Below are 17,726 nucleotides of genomic sequence, written 5' to 3'. Positions count from 1 at the left end.
AGAGAAATAGGAGAGATATATGAATAAGCTTTATCTTGGGGGAATTATCTTTACTGCTCTAATGCTACTATTGACTTACTTGTCTATAGCTGGTTCTGAGGGTGGTCTAAATGGTGATATCGTCAATATGCTTGCAGTTGCTGGAGCGGTTGCACTTGTCTTAATTACAGTATTTGTAGTTATCAAGTATGTTCGTCAAATGCAAACTGATACTGCTGATGGCCAGCTTGCTGATGAGCAGTGGGATGGTATTGGTGAGTATTTAAATGAGTTGCCTATGGGTTGGGCAATTATGTTCTTTTTACTTATAGTTTGGGGTATGTGGTATTTTACAATTGGTTATCCTGTAAATGCATATTCACAAATCGGTGAGTATAATGAAGATACGGCAGCACATAATGCTAAGTTTGAAACACAGTACGGTTCTATTACCGGTGACAGATTAGTTGAAATGGGTGAGTCTGTATTTTTAGCAGAATGTAAAGTATGTCACGGTATTACAGCTGACGGTATTGACGGAAAAGCAGCAAATCTTAACAAAAGAATTGAAGCTAATGTTGTAAAACATGCGGTAGAAAATGGTTCAAACAATCATTTACTAGGTATGGAGATGCCAATGCCGGATCGTAACGGTCTGTTCAACGGTAACACTGGTGCTTTAATAACAGATGCTGAAATTGATGTTGTTTCTTCATATGTTGCTAACGGTATGAGTGGAGCTGGTGCAGATGTTTTTGCAGGTACTTGTGCAGCTTGTCATGGTGAAGACGGTAAAGGTATGGAAATGGTAGCACCTAATATTGCAACTTTTTCTACTACACTTGTTACTAATGTTCTAAACCACGGTAAAAAAGGTGTTATTGGTAAAATGCCGGCATTTGATAGACTTAATGCTAAGCAAAAAGAAGCTGTTGGTGCATATATCACTAGCTTAAGTAAATAAGGAGTCAGGTATGAATGAAAATAGAAGCGTATTTGCTCTTGATGGTATTACAGGTATGTTAGTTGCAACTGTATTATTGCTTACAATTCTAGCTGGTCTTACAGTTTTAGGTATTAGTGTGCAAAATGAAAATGCAAATAACTTTTACAAAATAGAAAATGAAAAATCAATCAAAATGTTTAGTACTGAAAATGCTAAACATATTGTTGATGTGAAATAGGGAGTCGATAATGGATAAGTTAATAACTTTAGGTCTAGTAATAATGGCCGTTTATACTCTTTTCGCAGTCCTTACACCTAACCATCTTTATGTTGGTTAGGAAGGTTTCATTGAAATTTTCACGAGGGCTTGCGGCCCTCATCCTCTTTGTATTCTTTCACACTACCCTTACAGCAGAATATTTATATAAAGATGAAGTTATATTTAACCCGGCATTCAGTGCTGAAGTTGAAAAATTGGGATCAGAACTTTATGATAAAACTGGAATATCTTTAAGACTTGTAATGCTTAAAGAGTTGCCACACGATACTAGTATAGTTCAGTATGAACAAACATTGATGAAGGATTTTTCTTCACCTACCATACTTCTTACATTTTCTGAGATGGATGCTAAAGTAGATATACTTGCACATCCGACTTCTTTATATGAGTATTTTGATAAAAAACAGGTACTAAGTCCTATTTCGTCACCTGTTCAGGCTTTTGTTATAGCACTGCTGAATCTTGATTTTAGTGATATGACAAGCGGCGGAACTATATTGCCGCTTCTAGCAGGTAAAGCAAAAAAAGGTGAAGTTTTAGGAAAGTATTCTGCTGCTATGTTTAACGGTTATGCAGATATTGCAGAGCAGATAGCAGATACTAAAAAGGTAGTCTTAGAAAATGCAGTAGGCAGCTCAAATCAAACAAGTATATTGGCTGTAAAAGTGTTGTTCTACGGTTTCATTCTTTACGGTATATTTCTTTATGCAAAAAGAAGATTATACGCAAGAAGGCAGAGAGTTGAGCAAGAGTAACGGAAAAATTTGGCCATATGCAATTGGCACATCGATATTATTGGTTTTTGGAGCTTGTGTTGCCACAATTATAGTGACTAATACACTTCCGGTTGAAAAAAGCGATACCTACATGATGGGTTATCATGAAGCAGACGCAAAAGCAAATGAGCTTATAAAAGCTCGTATAGCTTTTGATAAAAAATATAAAATCTCATACGTAACAGACGGACTTAGTTTGGATGGAAGTGTCATCAAATACAAACTGAGTGATTTAAATTCGCAGCCTGTGCAAAATGCTAAGATTGAAGTTGTGGTAACAAGACCAAATAATCATAAGTATGATCAGACTTTAGATTCTTCGACTTATGAAAATGGTGTCTATACATTTCCTTCCGTAAAATTACCTGTTGAAGGAAGATGGGATATTATGGCTAGAGTCAGCGTTGGAGATCTTCAAAGATATTACAATGTCAAAGCTGATACAAGAGCAAAAGAGGCTTTTGAATATTAGGCTATAATAAAGATACCAACTCCCACTAAATATTACTTCTTTAAACGAGCATATTGTGTCGTAGTGCGAGGCGAAATTCCGCAGGAACTACTAGTAGTTTCAAGGATTTTTAACGAAGCAATATGATACAATATGCTCGCACTTCGTGTAAAAAATAAGCTATCATCTACTTCGTTAAATCTTTTTGAATTAATAAATTAGTCCTGCAAAGATTTGCCTTGTAGCTAATAGCTTATTTTTTATTTAAAGCAGTGGTATTTAGTAGGAGTTGGTATAAATGAATAATAAAACAATTATACTTCCATCAGCTCGTGCAATTCGTCACGAGCAACTTAAAATAGAACAATCAACTCTTTTTTTGCCAAATCATATAACAATGAGCGAGTTCATCTCTAAGCTTTGCATAGTCAAAGATTTTAAGATGACGGACGAAGACAGCAGAGTTCTGCTTCTTCTTGAAGCTTCTGATTTTAACTCATTTTCTTCACTGCAGATTCAAAGAAACTTTTTTACTTTTACAAAAAACTCATCATATATTTTTAAATTCTTTGAAGAACTAAGTGCGGAGATGTATGATATAAATGACCTTGACACTTCAGATATCTACGCTGAATATGAAGAACATATAACAATACTTCAAGAGTTATATACAAGGTATGAAAATCTTTGTAATGAGAGAAAAATCCTTGACAAAATATTTATACCAAAACTCTACAAGTTTAACGAAGAGTATGCATCTTCACATGAAAAGATTGAACTGCATGCAGTAGGACACTTAACAAATTTTGAGTTTGAACTCCTAGAAAAATGTTGCGAGTTTTGCAGTGTCAATATTATCTTTGAGACTACCAAGTTCAACACCAAGATGCAGAGTAAGTTTGCAGAGCTTTTGGGCTATGAACTTGAAGTCGGATACAGGTACAAAATATCTCTAAACAATAACGAAGTAGTTGAAAAAGAGAGTATTGTAAAAAATTCAAAAATAAGTTGCGAGTCATTCAGTGAGACAATGCTTCAAGCGGCATTTGTAAAGAAGAAAGTCTATGATTTTATAAAGAGCGGATATGAACCGCAGAGAATAGCGGTAATACTGCCGGATGAAAACTTTGCATCTCTGCTTAGAGCATTTGATGATAAGTCGAACTTTAACTTTGCTATGGGTGAGTCATACTCAAAAACCGATATATATGAAAAACTAAACTCTTCATGTAAAGCCATAGAACAGCTCTCAGAAGAAAACAGTGCAAGACTCGAGAGAGTAGGTGATGAGATTTACAAAACACTATTTAGTATCTACTACAAAAGAGTTGAAGAAGTAGATGTCATAGAGTTTCTGCAGAGCTTTTTAGATAGTTGCGATGTTACAAAAGTAGAGAAAAAAATCTTTAACGAGCAAGTCTACGCTCTAAAAAATATAGTGCCGAGTATGAAAGGTATGAGTGTAAAATCTCTTATGTCACTTTTTCTGCAGCGTCTTGCATCTGTGAGTATTGATGATGTAAGAGGCGGTAAAGTGACTGTTATGGGAGTTTTGGAAACCCGTGCCGTTTACTTTGATGCTGTGATAATAGTCGACTTCAGTGACGGAAATGTCCCAAGACGAAGTGACAAAGATATGTTCTTAAACACAAACATAAGAGAGATGGCAAATCTACCTACGATGAGTGACCGGGAAAACCTTCAAAAGCATTACTACGAGATGCTGATAAATTCGTCCAAAGAAGTGGCGATATCGTATGTGGCATCTGAGCAGAGCAGTGCATCCAGATTTTTAAAGCATCTGGGAATCAAGGCTCAAAACAAACATGAAGAGCTGGATTACGCACAGGTACTTTTTAAAAAGTTTACTCCTGCTCTCAAAGAAGAAAAAAAGATAGCAATGGAGTACAGCTTTAAGGATGTAAAACTATCTGCTACAAAGCTAAAAACGTTTTTGACATGCAAGAGAAAATATTACCACAAATACATAGAACATATAAACCAGCATGAGATTCCAAAAGATATGCCTCAGGAATACGAAATAGGAACGGCTGTTCATGAAGCGTTGAAAGAGCTTTACAGCAAACAAAGTTCATATAAGAATCTGGATGATTTAAAAAGAGATCTGCACAATGAATTGGATGATGTTTGCGGCGGCAGTGAACTGGACAGATATCTCATAGAGATGCAAAAAAGAAGGTTAGATACATTTTGCCAAAAAGAGATAGAGAGATTTTCTGAGGGCTGGCAGGTAAAAGAGTGTGAAAAAAAACTAGAGTGTTCGTTTGCAGGAATGAAACTCAGCGGTGTAATTGACAGAATAGATGCCAAAGACGGCGAGATGTTTGTACTAGACTACAAAACAGGTTCTTATCCGCTTTACACTGCAAAGACTTTCACAGATGCAACAGACTTCCAGTTGGAGTTTTACTACCTCTTGGCATCTACGCTAGGAAAAGTTAGTGCTTGTGGATACTACGACCTAAAAGACTCTAAAATTGTTCCTGAAGCTTTTTTGGAAGAGAAACTTGAAGTACTACAGTCAAACATAAAAGATTTGTTGATGATAGAAGATGTAAACTTTGAGAAGACGGATGATGTTAAAAAATGTCTTTTTTGCGAGTACAAGATTATGTGTGGGAGAGAGTAGTGTTTAAACATAACCTGGCCTACGAAGCAAGTGCGGGAAGCGGTAAGACATTTATGCTTGTCGTGCGTTACCTCTCTTTGTTATTCAAAGGTGCTGCGCCTTCAAAAATCCTGGCACTTACTTTTACAAACAAAGCAGCTTTTGAGATGCAAGAGCGGATTGTTCTTACTTTAGAGGAGTTGGAACATCGCGGTGAGCTTGATGAGATAGTTAAAGTTACAGGCTTGTCTCGTGAGCATCTGCTACAAAACCGTAAGAAGATTTTAGATGAGTTTTTAAACTCAAACTCTAAGATAATGACCATTGATAAGTTCTTTGCGCAGATTCTACGCAAATTTTCTCTATATGCAGGTCTTATGCCGGATTTTTCCACAATGAGCTCTCAGCACGAGCTTAAGCTACTCTCACGCTTCTTAAAAGAGGTTAGTGTGGCAAGAAAGAAGAATACTCTTATAACTCTCTCGCTTCAATCAAACAAGAGACTTGGAGATATCTTTACACTGCTTGATGAGTTTTACATAAAGCATCAGGAACTTTCGCATCTGAGATTCGAGAAACGGGACTTTATTCATTTTGAGCAAGAGGCAATGGAGCATCTGTGTAGTCTGCGTGCTATCATAGATAGGTGTGAGGGTGCATCTGCTACCGTAAAAAAAGCAGTAGAAGCAGATGATTTTGAAGAACTTGCTTCTAAGAGCTGGATGGGCAGAGAGAGTCTGGACTATAGAACTTTTTCAAAGTGTTTCAGCCCTGAGATGGATGAGCATCTGTCAAAAATCCAGGAAGCCGTGAAAAACCAAAACCGTGCAAAAGAGCAGAACTTCTTTTATGCTCTAAGTGAGCTTAGAAGCATCTACGAAAAAGCAAAAAAAGCACTCTATACGGAAGACAGCGAACTCAGTTTCAACGATGTCACGGTTTTGGTCTACCACATTTTAAAAGAGCGCATAGACAGCGAGTTTTTATACTTTAGACTAGATTCCGCCATAGAGCACATACTTCTTGATGAGTTTCAAGATACCAGCATCTTGCAGTATGAGATTTTAAAACCGCTCATAGAAGAGATTCTTTCAGGAAGCGGTGTAAGTGATGAAGGCAGCTTCTTCTTTGTCGGGGATGTAAAACAGTCCATCTACAGATTTCGCGGAGGTGTGAGTGCACTTTTTACAGCCGTAAAAGAAGAGTGTCACACAGAGGTCGAACCGCTTCTTACAAACTACCGCTCACAAAGAGAAGTCATAGAGTTTGTAAACAAGACTTTTATAGATAAAATAAAAAATTATGCTCCACAAATTGTAAGAGCAGAGGCAGATGCCGGGTATATTGAAGTTTTGCAAAGTGAAGAAATATTAGAAGAGACTCTAAAACAGGTAAAAAGATTAATACAACTTGGTGCAGATATCAATGAAGTGGCTATTTTGTGTGCGACAAACGGTGACGGTGAAGTTATCAAACAGATGCTCCAAGATGAAAATATAGAGGTCGTGACAGAAACTACTACAAAGCTTATCAATCAAAAAAGTGTTAAAGCCGTTTTGGAGTATTTGAAATATCTTTATTTTGAAGAGGAGATATACAGACACAACTTTTTTGCTTTGATAAACCAAGAGATAAGAGATATACCAAAAGTGAATCTGACAAAGACAAAACTGCTGAGTCTCATTAAAGATGTCATTGCAGAGTATAGACTTTTCAGTGATGACTTTCATCTTATCCGCTTTTTGGATGTGATTGGAAAATATGAAGATATAGAAGCTCTTTTGTTTGAGTATGAGAGGCTCGATGCAAGCGGTGCGGCATCTGATTTGAACGGTATAAGAGTCTTGACGGTTCACAAATCAAAAGGTTTGGAATATGAGCATGTTATCGTCATGGACAGACTCAAAAAAGCCCCGCCTGCCAGAGATGCAATCATTTATGAATATGACGGCATAAAGCTGGAAAATGTCTATCTTCGCATAAAAGGGCGGGATGCTATAGATTCTCAGTATGCGGATGCTTTGGCAAAAGAGAAAGAGTTGGCAAAAGAAGATTCATTAAATGCACTTTATGTGGCATTTACAAGAGCAAGAGAGAATCTTTTTGTCATAGCCAAGCCAAAGGATTCAAGTTTTGATCTTTTAATCCTGCAAGCAAAAAGCAGCGGAGAACTCATCTGCAAAAACAAAAGTACAGATGCAAAAGAAAGGGCATCTGATAAAGAACTCAAATACAAAGAGCTTTATTACGGGACGCAGAGTGACATACTAAAACTTGAAGAAGAAAATGAAGAAGATTTAAAAGCCATAAACTTTGGTCTTTCACTTCACTATATGCTTGAGATGCTGGGGAGTTTTACTCTAACAAGTATGCATAATGCCAAAGATATGATGATAAACAAGTACGGCTACTTCTTGGAAGACTCGGAGATAGAAGATATACAAAACAGAGTCTCAATGCTCTTAGGAAACAAAGAGTTTATCTCTTTGGCATCCGGAGAGTGTTATAAAGAAAAGGCTCTGCGCTACAAAGACAATCTACGCTATGTTGACCTGCTTGTAAGACAAGATGACGGTTCCTGGGCAGTCATAGACTATAAAAGTTCTGTGAACTATTCTGAACACCACCGTAAGCAGGTCGAATATTATGTAAAAGCAATCACAGAGATAACAGGAGATAAAGTGCATGGATATATCTGCTATCTGCTTGAAAAAGAAGTAAAAATTGTTAAAGTTTAAATAGATGCTTATCTCATACATGGAAGGCTTTTTGTTGGGTATGGGTGCTGCTGTCCCTCTTGGTCCTATCAATATACTTATAATGAACGAGGCCGTTAAAAAATATAAAAACGGTGTACTTATAGGTTTTGGAGCAATGAGTGCCGATATTACCTACTTGTTTTTAATAATCTTTGGACTTATAGCATTTTTTAATCAGCCATATATTTTAAATTTTCTCTCTTTATTCGGCGGAGTTTTTTTAATCTACCTGGCATATGCTATTTTTAAAAACAGAGATGCGAAATTTGCTACACCAAAAGAAAAAGTAAAAGAGAGCAGTTATGCCAGACTCTATATAAAGGGTTATGCTCTGACATTTATAAATCCTTATACTGTAGGTTTTTGGCTGAGTGTCTCAGGATATGTAGCAGGCAAAGGGCTTGACCCTTACATCACTCTTTTTGGAATGCTTAGTGCAATTTTACTCTGGATAACGCTTATGCCGTTTTTAGTGCATAAGACCAAGCATAAGCTCTCTCAAAACGTTTCACATTACATAAGTGTAGCATCTGCTCTTATCCTTTTTGGTTTTGGTGCAGTAATGCTTATAAAGCTGATAGGATAAACCTTAAATAAACCATAAATTAAGCTATTTATAAGTTTATATGGTTATACTTCCGTCACTTAAATTAAACGAAAGGTTCTTGAATGAAATTTACACAAATTGCAACTCCAGAACAAATCGATCAAAAATGGATTTTGATTGATGCTGAAGGTAAAACATTTGGTCGTATGATTACAGAAGTAGCTACTATACTTCGTGGTAAAAATAAACCTTGTTGGACTCCTAATATTGACTGTGGTGACTTCGTAGTTATCATCAACGCTTCTAAGGCTAAATTTAACGGTCTTGGTAAAGTAGCAAATAAAGAATATTTTTCTCACTCAGGTTACTTCGGTAGTACTAAGAGTGTTAAAATGACTGAGCTTTTAGAGAAAAACCCTGAGAAACTATACAAATTAGCTACTCGCGGTATGCTTCCTAAAACTAAGCTTGGTGCTAAAATGCTTAAAAAATTAAAAATTTATGCAGGTGACCAACACCCTCACACTGCACAACTAGCTAAGTAAGGATAACCACATGGCAAAAATTTATGCAACAGGTCGTCGTAAAGCGTCGATAGCAAAAGTATGGTTAACTCCAGGTACTGGTAACATCACAATCAACGGTCTTTCTTTAGACGCATGGTTAGGTGGACTTGAAGCTAAGAAACTTCGTGTTAAACAACCGTTAGTTCTTTCTAAACAAGATACTTCAGTTGATATCGTTGCTACTACTTTAGGTGGTGGTTTCGGTGGTCAAGCTGACGCACTTCGTCATGGTATCTCTCGTGCACTAGTTGCATTTGATCCAGCGATTAAAGCTATCCTTAAACCAGAGGGTATGATGACTCGTGATTCACGTGTTGTTGAGCGTAAGAAACCAGGTAAGCGTAAAGCTCGTCGTTCTCGCCAATTCTCTAAACGTTAATCACTTTTACAACTTTTTATCAAGACATTTTGTCTTGGTAAAATCTTTCTCAATCTTCAACAAAAGATAATCTATTAAACTTATTTATATATAATGACCTTTATTAATTGATAAGGTATGTTTATGAAAAAATTTCTTTTAGTTCTTGCGGTAATTATTGGAGTCATAGCACTTCTTCCTATATTGGGAAACAAGGTTGCCGATAAAGTTTTAAAAGATGGAATAGAGCTTTTGACATCAAACGGTTTAGAGCTAAAAAATGATAAAACAGATTCAACCTATCTCAGTACAAAAAAGCATTATGAGTTTTTACTTTCAGATGCATCCAAATTTATAAGCTACATCAATCAAAATTCAGATGCTAAAATACCTCATATATCAGACTCAATAATGTCTGGCGCAACTGTAGGTGTAGATATACAATACAGTAACTTTCCATTTAGTTCTAAGGTTTTGGTAGATATTTACCCTCTGTCTTTGCCTACAAAGATGACGAGTGAACTTAGGAAAGAGGACATTAATTTTTATATTTATATTGACAAGTTACTTAAAAGTAAAGGTATTTTGTATCACATAAATTACTATATGGATGATGAACTTTTTAACGGCTACATCAAAAATATAGATGAAGCGTATATGTTTGACAACGGAACAAAAATGACTTTTAAACTTCTAAATTCAACTTATTACGGAGAAGGTTCTTTAATTGCACCAAGGAATTTACAAACTGGCATCTCTAATATAATTATAAACATTAACAAGTCCGGTGAAAATATTGTTTTGGAAATGCATGATTTAACATCTGCTTCTACTTTTGAATCACAAAGTACCTATGCAGCAAGTGCAGCTATGAAATCAATGTTGATATCAGTTTCAAAAAGCAATAGTGATAAACTAGAAGCTGAATTGAATAATATGAAAGTTAATATTTCTTCAAACACACAGGGCAATAAAGCGGAACTTTACACAAAAAGTTCACTGGAAGAGTTCAAAATCAACTCTTCAGGTATAAATATAATCGCATCCGGATTTAACTACGACATCTCACTAGAGGCAATAGATAAAGATTCATATGAAGAATTTATAAAGCTGACCTCTCAAACAAACACTAATAATTCTGCAGAATTTGAACAAAAATTTCAAGCGACAATTATAAAGTTATTATCAAAAGGATTATCTTTTAGTGTCGCTGATTTGTCAATTAATAAAATAGCTCGAAAAGATAAAAAAGCAATAGAGGGCTTTAGTGTGATGGCAAGAGTTGTCTTAAATGAAGATGCCAATCTGGCGAAAAAACTGAAAAGTTCTTCCAAGTCATTGACAGACAGTATAAACCTTTCTTCTACAATCAAAATTTCAAAAGAGTTATATATGCTTATAAACAAAGAGGCCCCTGTAACTGCAGTAGCCAACTCATTGGCAAAAGAAGATGGCAACAAACTTGTTTTTGAGATAAAACTAAATAAATCAAAACTAACCGTTAATGACAAAGAGATAAAGTAAGAGACTAAGATGAGATTATTACTACTGCTTTTTTTATCATTAAATCTTTTTGCAACAACACTGCATCTTGCAACTTCTGCAAATCCATCAAGGTTGAACCCTCTGCTTGCAACAGATTCAAGTTCATCCGAGATAGCAGGTTTTTTATTTAACGGGCTTGTTAAGTTTGATAAAGACTCTTCGACTATAATCGGTGATCTTGCAAAAGAGTTTTACTATGAAAATGACACGACACTGATTTTTAAACTACATAAAAACGTCACTTGGCATGATGGAGAGAAGTTCACTGCAAAGGATGTTCTTTTCACTTACAAAACACTCATATCGCCAAAGATTGTATCTCCATACAGTTCAGAGTTCAGATTTGTGCAGAGTGTTGAAGCTATAGATGATTACACGTTAAAAGTAAAATACAAACATCCTTATTTTAAAGCTTTAGAAACTTGGATGATGGGGATACTTCCCGAACATGTTCTGAGGGATGAAAAAAATCTGATGAACTCAAAGTTCAACACAAATCCTATAGGAACGGGAGCGTATAAACTTTATCAATTGGAGCATTCAAAAAATATAATACTTGTAGCCTTTGACAATTACTTTGAGGGAAGGGCAAAGATTGATAAAATATCATTTCATGTTATTGCCGATCCGATGACACGTTTTTTGATGCTAAAATCTGCTGCTTTGGATGTCGGATCAATTGAACCTATGCAGTATGAGAGACAATTAAATCCTTACTTTTTTAGTAAGTTTAATATTTATGAAGATATTTCTCACTCATATACTTACCTTGGATTCAACCTAAGGCGTGATAAGTTTAAAAACCCAAAAGTAAGAGAGGCTCTCTCCCTCGCTATAGACAGGCAGGAGATTGTAAATATTTTGTTCTTCAAACATGCAAAAGTATGTACGGGACCTTTTCTTCCAAGGACAAAAGCATTCAACCCGGATGTAAAAGCACCGACTCAAAACATACAAAAAGCTAAAAAACTTTTAAAAGAAGCAGGTTATGATGAGAAAAATCCTTTTGCCTTTGAGATAGTCACTTCAAACTCTAGTGCCATCAGACCGTACGCCGCTCAGATACTTCAGCATCAGTTGAAAAAAGCGGGAGTAATAGTAACTCTGCGCGTTATGGAATGGCAAGCATTTTTAAACATGGTCGTATTTCCAAACAAATTTGACAGCGTACTTTTGGGATGGGGCTTGTCTCCTACTCCGGACCCGTATCTTTTTTGGCACAGCGACAATGATAAAAAAGGCGGTTTTAATCTTGTAGGTTATAAAAATCCAAAAATAGACAAGATGATAGAAAAATCACAAAGCATCATTGACAGAGAAAAACTATCAAAGTTATGGCGAGAGATGTTTAAGATAATTGTGGACGATAATCCGTATCTGTTTTTGTATATTCCGAATTCCATCACGACCGTAAACAAAAACATTAAAAACGTAAAGCCCAGCCTTAGCGGCATCTGGCATAACTACATAGAGTGGGAAAAAGATTGATAATATTATTTGATTTAGACGGAACGCTGATAGACTCTACGGACGCAATACTTGAGACTTTCCATCATTCTTTTAAAGTTCACGATTATCCAAATCCAAAAGATGAAGAGATAACTGCTTTGATAGGCTATCCGCTCGATGTAATGTACAGAGAGTTAGGTGTAGATGAAGATGTTGTTTGGGATTATGTGCACACATACAAAGAGTATTACCGAGTAATATCTACAAAGAGAACAACTCTGCTTCTTAACGCAAAAGAAGCGGTTATTGCGGCAAATGAGTTTGCAACTTTAGGTATTGTGACTACAAAAACAGGAAAGTATTCTAAGGTACTGATGGAGCATTTTGAACTGATGAAATACTTTAAGGTATTAATAGGCAGAGAAGATGTGCAAAATCCGAAACCGCATGCCGAGCCGATTTTAAGAGCACTGGAAAAACTGGATGCAGACAATAAAGAAATCTGGATGATAGGCGATACAAAACTGGATTTGATATCTGCGCAAAATGCAGGAGTAAATTCCATAGGTGTTTTAAGCGGATATGACAGCTGTGATATTCTAAAAAAGCACAGTGATGTTATATTTAGTGACGCATTAGAAGCGATTAAGTACCTCAGAAACAGGAAAATATCACACATTTCCTTTACTTAGTAGCAAACTCTAAACCTTGAAGCTATTTTTAAGAGCAACTTCCCTAAAATACAGTAAATTAGAACTGAAGATTCTTATTAAAAAGAAGGAGAATTTATGCTAGAAATTAGATGGCATAGTCGTGCTGGCCAAGGTGCTGTAACAGGAGCAAAAGGTTTAGCAGATGTTATTTCTACAACTGGTAAGCATGTGCAAGCATTTGCATTTTATGGCTCTGCTAAGCGTGGGGCTGCGATGACAGCATATAATCGTGTTGATGACAGTATGATTATGAATCATGAAAAATATATGGAGCCGGATTTTGTTTTTGTAATAGATCCTGCACTGGTGTATACAAGTGATGTTACAATTAATCACAAAGATACTACAAAATATATTATTACTACTCATCTAACCAGAGAAGAGCTTGTTAAGGCTCAACCAAAGTTAGAAGGTAAAGATGTTTACACTGTAGATTGTATAACAATTGCAAATGAGACTATAGGTCGTCCTATTCCAAATACACCGATGCTTGGTGCATTTATGAAAGTTTCAGAGATGTATGATATAGAGTTTTTTAAAGATAGCATGAAGAGAATTCTTAAAAAATTACCACAAAAAATCGTTGATGCCAATATGATTGCAATTCAACGAGCTTATGACGAAGTGAAATAAGGGATTAATGATGGCAAAAAAAGGATGGGATGAATTTGAAATTGGAGCAATGCTTCGTACTTTCAATGGAAAAATAGATGATATTGCTGGGACAAGACAGGAAGACCGTACTTATTCAGAGAACAGTTCTTATACGGCAAGTGTTGCTGACTGGAGACTAATCAAGCCTGTCTTTAACAAAGACTACTGTATTGATTGTCAATTTTGTTGGATTTATTGTCCGGATGTTTCAATTATCTCAAGAGATAAAAAAATGATTGGTGTAGACATGGATCACTGTAAAGGTTGCGGAATTTGTGTTGAAGTTTGTCCTACAAACCCTAAATCACTTCTAATGTTCCCAGAACAAGCAGAAGAAGAAGCAGAGATTGCTTCGTGGCCCGCAAAAGATGAGGAGAAATAATAATGGCATTTGATAAAATGGAATTAAAAGATATCGAAGTTTGGGATGGAAACTTTGCAGCTGCACAAGCTCTAAGACAAGCTCAAGTGGATGTTGTATCTGCTTACCCTATTACTCCCTCAACACCTATTGTTGAAGGATATGCAAAATTCAAATCAGACAACTATGTTGAGGGTGAATTTGTAATGGTTGAGTCAGAGCATGCAGCAATGTCTGGATGTATAGGTGCTGCTGCGGCTGGTGGGCGTGTTGCAACTGCTACGTCTTCTCAAGGTCTTGCACTTATGGTTGAGACACTTTACCAAGCATCAGGAATGCGTTTACCAATCGTTTTAAACATAGTAAATCGTGCTCTTGCTGCACCGCTAAATGTTAATGGTGACCACTCTGATATGTACTTATGTCGTGACAGTGGATGGATTCAGTTTGACGCTTTCTGCCCGCAAGAAGCGTATGACTTAAACTTTATAGCTTTTAAAGTTAGTGAAGACCATGATGTTAGACTTCCGGCTGTTGTAAATCAAGACGGTTTCATGACGTCTCACACTGCACAAGGTGTGAACACATTAACTGATGATGCGGCATACGGTTTTGTTGGTCAATATAAACCGATGAACGATATGCTTGATTTTGAGCATCCTGTAACTCACGGTGTTCAAACAGAAGAAGATTGGCATTTTGAGCACAAAGCTCGTCAACACAATGACCTTATGACAAAAGTTCCATCAAAGATTGACGAAGTATTCGCAGCTTTTGAAAAACTTAGTGGCCGTAAATATAACCAAGTTGAGTGTTATGATATGGACGATGCAGATGTTGCAGTATTTTGTATGGGTACATCTGTTGAAACAGCTCGTGAAGTTGCAGGTGAGATGAGAGCTAAAGGTATAAAAGCCGGTGTAGTAGGTTTACGTGTAATCCGTCCATTCCCTTTTATGGAAGTACGTGCGGCACTTAAAGATATTAAAGCTGTTGCAGTTCTTGACCGTTCATCACCAAATGGTGCAGCAGGTGCAATGTTTAATGAAGTTGCTGCCTCACTATTTAATACAGATTCAAAAGTATTACTTTCTGGATATATCTATGGTTTAGGTGGTCGTGATTTAACTAAAGCACACTTAGTAGATCTTTACAATGAGCTTCAGGCAAATGCTGATGCTGGTAAATTAACTACTCAACAACAACAGTTTATCGGTGTTCGCGGACCGAAACTAGCGTATTTATAGGAAGTTACAATGAGTGAAATGAAAAAAATTAAAAATTTAAAAGAGTTTTCGACATCGGCAGATCGTTTTGAAGGTGCAAACCTTTTATGCCCTGGTTGTGCACACTCTATTATTGTTCGTGAAGTTTTAAATGCAACAAACGATGATTTAGTTTTAGCAGCATCAACTGGTTGTTTAGAAGTTTGTACGGCAGTTTATCCATATACATCTTGGGACGCTTCTTGGATTCACATTGGTTTTGAAAACTCTTCAACTGCAGTTGCAGGTGCTGAAGCAATGTATAATGCACTTAAAACAAAAGGTCGCCTAAAGCAACCTGAACGTAATCCTAAGTTTGTGGCTTTTGGTGGAGACGGTGCATCTTATGACATCGGTTTTCAGTGGATTTCAGGCTGTATGGAAAGAAACCATAACATGATGTATGTTGTTCTTGACAATGAAGTATATGCAAATACAGGTGGACAGCGTTCAAGTTCTACACCTATAGGTTCAAGTGCAACTACTTCACCTGCCGGTAGCATTTCTTACGGTGAAAAAATGAACAAGAAAGACATGATGGGTATTATGGCTGCTCATAATATTCCGTATGCTGCTCAAGTTTCTCCAAATAAATGGAAAGATATGGTTAAAAAAATCCAAACAGGTTTTGCAACTGAAGGTGCGGTATTTATAAATGCAGTTTCACCTTGTACTACTGAGTGGAAATTCGACCCTAAAGATACTATGCACTTAGCAGACCTTGCAACTGATTCATTAGTGTTCCCACTATATGAAGTTATTAACGGTAAAGAGTTTAATATTACTTACCGTCCTAAAAATGTTGTTCCTGTTGAAGAGTATTTAGCAGCACAAGGGCGTTTCAAGCACTTATTTAAAGATGAGTACAAATACTTGATTAAAGAGTGGCAAGAGCGTGTAGATGCTAACTGGGCATATCTACAAAGACGTGAAGAAGCTCGCGTTTAAAAACTTCTAGCTTCGGCGCATCTTGCGTCCAACTCAGATACGGCAGGCTTATAGCCTAGTCTTAGTCTGAGTTAAACACAATCTACACCAAAACAAGAGAATCGTTTTTTGCAAAGCAAAAATGTTTCTTTAGAAATCTAAAACTTTTTAGATTTTTTACCTTTTCAACTTCAATAAATTTAAATCAAAATTAGCTACAATACATCAAATATAATTATTAAACAAACTAAGGAAATTACCATATGCCGCTATTAGACTCTTTCACAGTTGACCACACTATCATGCCTGCTCCTGCAGTTCGTAAAGCCAAGGGAATGAAAACTCCAAGTGGAGATGACATCACAGTTTTTGACCTGCGTTTCGTTAAACCAAATGAAGAGACTCTTTCACCTGAGGGAATTCATACTTTAGAGCATCTTTTTGCGGGTTTCATGAGAGATCATTTAAACTCTAAAGATACTGAAATTATCGATGTATCACCAATGGGCTGTAGAACAGGTTTTTATATGAGCGTTCTTGGAAAACCTGATGAAGAAGTGGTAGCTCAAGCCTGGGAAGCATCTATGAAAGATATCTTAGAAGTTAAAGAACAAAAAGATATTCCTGAATTAAATGTGTACCAGTGTGGGACTTACAAGATGCATTCGCTTGCAGATGCTAAAGAAATAGCAAGCAATGTACTTCGTAAAGACATTGATATTATGGACAATGACGCTTTAGCTTTGGATTTATCAAAAGTAGAAAAATAGATGTACATATTATTGCCAATGGATAGTGATGACGTCCAAGAAGCTCGTCTAACAAAACTAGAAGATGTGAAGATTTGGTCACAGATGCTTATAGAAAATGGTCAATTGGTAGAGGTAAGTCATTCTGCAGATAAAGATAGCTTTGAAAAGTTTAGCGAGTGTGTCGTTGTAGCAAATGACAATGAATATGTTTGGCCGTTTATGGAGCAGAACATGATGGTTTTAGTTGCCCATACTCAAAGAAGCATAGATGATATTGTGGAAGCATATCTATTTAAAGAGCTGCACGATCTAGCTTATTAAGATGGATTTACAACAATTTTTACAGCTTTTCAATCCTCTTCCGGGCAATCACTATCTGCAAGTGTGCACATGCGAAGATAAGATAACTACTGCACTTTCTTCATTGCTTGAAGGTGTAGAGGGTAAATTAAACATTGCCATCTACAACGAAGACAATCTTAACTTTTCACAACCTTTTCGTGCGATGCCAAGAGATCATGACATGGTTATTATAAAAGATGTTTTTAGCAAACATGAAAATCCGAATATGATTTTAAAGTTAGCATATCTAACTCTGGCAAACACTGCTAATATAATCATAATGGAGAAAAAAGGTGTCATGGATATTGAGGCAACAAAAGCTCTTTTAGAAGAGTTTGAGTTTCGTGCTCCAAATGAGATAGATATCGTAGAAGGATATGATTTGATAATGGGCAAGAAAATGCATATGTGGGGTAACGGGCTGTAG

At 36.4% G+C, this 17,726-nt stretch carries 19 protein-coding genes; all 19 read left to right on the top strand.

Going from position 1 to position 17,726, the window contains the following annotated elements; translation table 11 throughout:
• Positions 1–19: 19 nt before the first annotated feature.
• The 19 genes from ABYK18_RS03530 (at position 20) to ABYK18_RS03440 (ending at position 17,726) form a co-directional block, all read left to right on the top strand.
• Positions 20–943, top strand: a complete 924-nt coding sequence (locus ABYK18_RS03530; protein ID WP_373035249.1) for a c-type cytochrome — start codon at positions 20–22, stop codon at positions 941–943.
• 10 nt (positions 944–953) lie between these two features.
• Entirely contained in the window at positions 954–1,163 is a 210-nt protein-coding gene (locus tag ABYK18_RS03525; RefSeq protein WP_373035248.1) for a DUF4006 family protein, read from the top strand.
• A gap of 110 nt (positions 1,164–1,273) precedes the next feature.
• Complete coding sequence (locus ABYK18_RS03520; RefSeq protein ID WP_373035247.1) at positions 1,274–1,960, top strand: 3-dehydroquinate dehydratase; 687 nt, start codon at positions 1,274–1,276, stop codon at positions 1,958–1,960.
• Entirely contained in the window at positions 1,911–2,453 is a 543-nt protein-coding gene (locus ABYK18_RS03515; RefSeq protein WP_373035246.1) for a FixH family protein, read from the top strand. The genes ABYK18_RS03520 and ABYK18_RS03515 overlap by 50 nt, the downstream gene beginning before the upstream one ends.
• A 277-nt stretch (positions 2,454–2,730) precedes the next feature.
• A complete protein-coding gene (locus tag ABYK18_RS03510) occupies positions 2,731–5,082 on the top strand; it encodes a PD-(D/E)XK nuclease family protein (protein WP_373035245.1) in 2,352 nt (783 codons plus the stop codon).
• Positions 5,082–7,799, top strand: coding sequence for a RecB-like helicase (locus ABYK18_RS03505; protein ID WP_373035244.1), 2,718 nt, complete (start codon positions 5,082–5,084; stop codon positions 7,797–7,799). The genes ABYK18_RS03510 and ABYK18_RS03505 overlap by 1 nt, the downstream gene beginning before the upstream one ends.
• A 4-nt stretch (positions 7,800–7,803) precedes the next feature.
• On the top strand, positions 7,804–8,406 hold the full coding sequence (locus ABYK18_RS03500) for a LysE family translocator (RefSeq protein ID WP_373035243.1): 603 nt from the start codon (positions 7,804–7,806) through the stop codon (positions 8,404–8,406).
• 83 nt (positions 8,407–8,489) lie between these two features.
• Positions 8,490–8,912, top strand: a complete 423-nt coding sequence (rplM, locus tag ABYK18_RS03495) for a 50S ribosomal protein L13 (RefSeq protein ID WP_373035242.1) — start codon at positions 8,490–8,492, stop codon at positions 8,910–8,912.
• Positions 8,913–8,922: 10 nt separating this feature from the next.
• Entirely contained in the window at positions 8,923–9,312 is a 390-nt protein-coding gene (rpsI, locus tag ABYK18_RS03490) for a 30S ribosomal protein S9 (RefSeq protein ID WP_294960784.1), read from the top strand.
• A 123-nt stretch (positions 9,313–9,435) separates the two neighbouring features.
• A complete protein-coding gene (locus tag ABYK18_RS03485; protein WP_373035241.1) occupies positions 9,436–10,815 on the top strand; it encodes a hypothetical protein in 1,380 nt (459 codons plus the stop codon).
• Between the two features lie 9 nt (positions 10,816–10,824).
• Entirely contained in the window at positions 10,825–12,324 is a 1,500-nt protein-coding gene (locus ABYK18_RS03480; protein ID WP_373035240.1) for a peptide-binding protein, read from the top strand.
• Positions 12,321–12,977 (top strand): HAD family hydrolase, encoded by a 657-nt coding sequence (locus ABYK18_RS03475; protein ID WP_373035239.1) that lies wholly within the window; start codon positions 12,321–12,323, stop codon positions 12,975–12,977. The genes ABYK18_RS03480 and ABYK18_RS03475 overlap by 4 nt, the downstream gene beginning before the upstream one ends.
• 96 nt (positions 12,978–13,073) lie before the next feature.
• Positions 13,074–13,631, top strand: a complete 558-nt coding sequence (locus ABYK18_RS03470; protein ID WP_373035238.1) for a pyruvate flavodoxin oxidoreductase subunit gamma — start codon at positions 13,074–13,076, stop codon at positions 13,629–13,631.
• 10 nt (positions 13,632–13,641) lie between these two features.
• Positions 13,642–14,034, top strand: coding sequence for a 4Fe-4S dicluster-binding protein (locus ABYK18_RS03465; RefSeq protein ID WP_373035237.1), 393 nt, complete (start codon positions 13,642–13,644; stop codon positions 14,032–14,034).
• A gap of 2 nt (positions 14,035–14,036) precedes the next feature.
• Positions 14,037–15,260 (top strand): 2-oxoacid:ferredoxin oxidoreductase subunit alpha, encoded by a 1,224-nt coding sequence (locus ABYK18_RS03460; protein ID WP_373035236.1) that lies wholly within the window; start codon positions 14,037–14,039, stop codon positions 15,258–15,260.
• A 9-nt stretch (positions 15,261–15,269) separates the two neighbouring features.
• Positions 15,270–16,226: a thiamine pyrophosphate-dependent enzyme gene (locus ABYK18_RS03455; RefSeq protein WP_373035235.1), complete on the top strand. Its 957-nt coding sequence runs from the start codon at positions 15,270–15,272 to the stop codon at positions 16,224–16,226.
• A gap of 242 nt (positions 16,227–16,468) precedes the next feature.
• The gene (gene luxS, locus ABYK18_RS03450) at positions 16,469–16,975 is read left to right on the top strand and encodes an S-ribosylhomocysteine lyase (protein WP_373035234.1); all 507 of its coding nucleotides are present in this window, start codon (positions 16,469–16,471) and stop codon (positions 16,973–16,975) included.
• Positions 16,976–17,278, top strand: coding sequence for a hypothetical protein (locus ABYK18_RS03445; RefSeq protein ID WP_373035233.1), 303 nt, complete (start codon positions 16,976–16,978; stop codon positions 17,276–17,278). It abuts the gene before it with no gap.
• Between the two features lies 1 nt (position 17,279).
• Positions 17,280–17,726, top strand: a complete 447-nt coding sequence (locus tag ABYK18_RS03440) for a hypothetical protein (protein ID WP_373035232.1) — start codon at positions 17,280–17,282, stop codon at positions 17,724–17,726.

Source organism: Sulfurimonas sp., from assembly GCF_041563495.1.
Taxonomy (GTDB): Bacteria; Campylobacterota; Campylobacteria; order Campylobacterales; family Sulfurimonadaceae; genus Sulfurimonas.
This window is presented reverse-complemented; position numbering and strand designations above follow the sequence as displayed.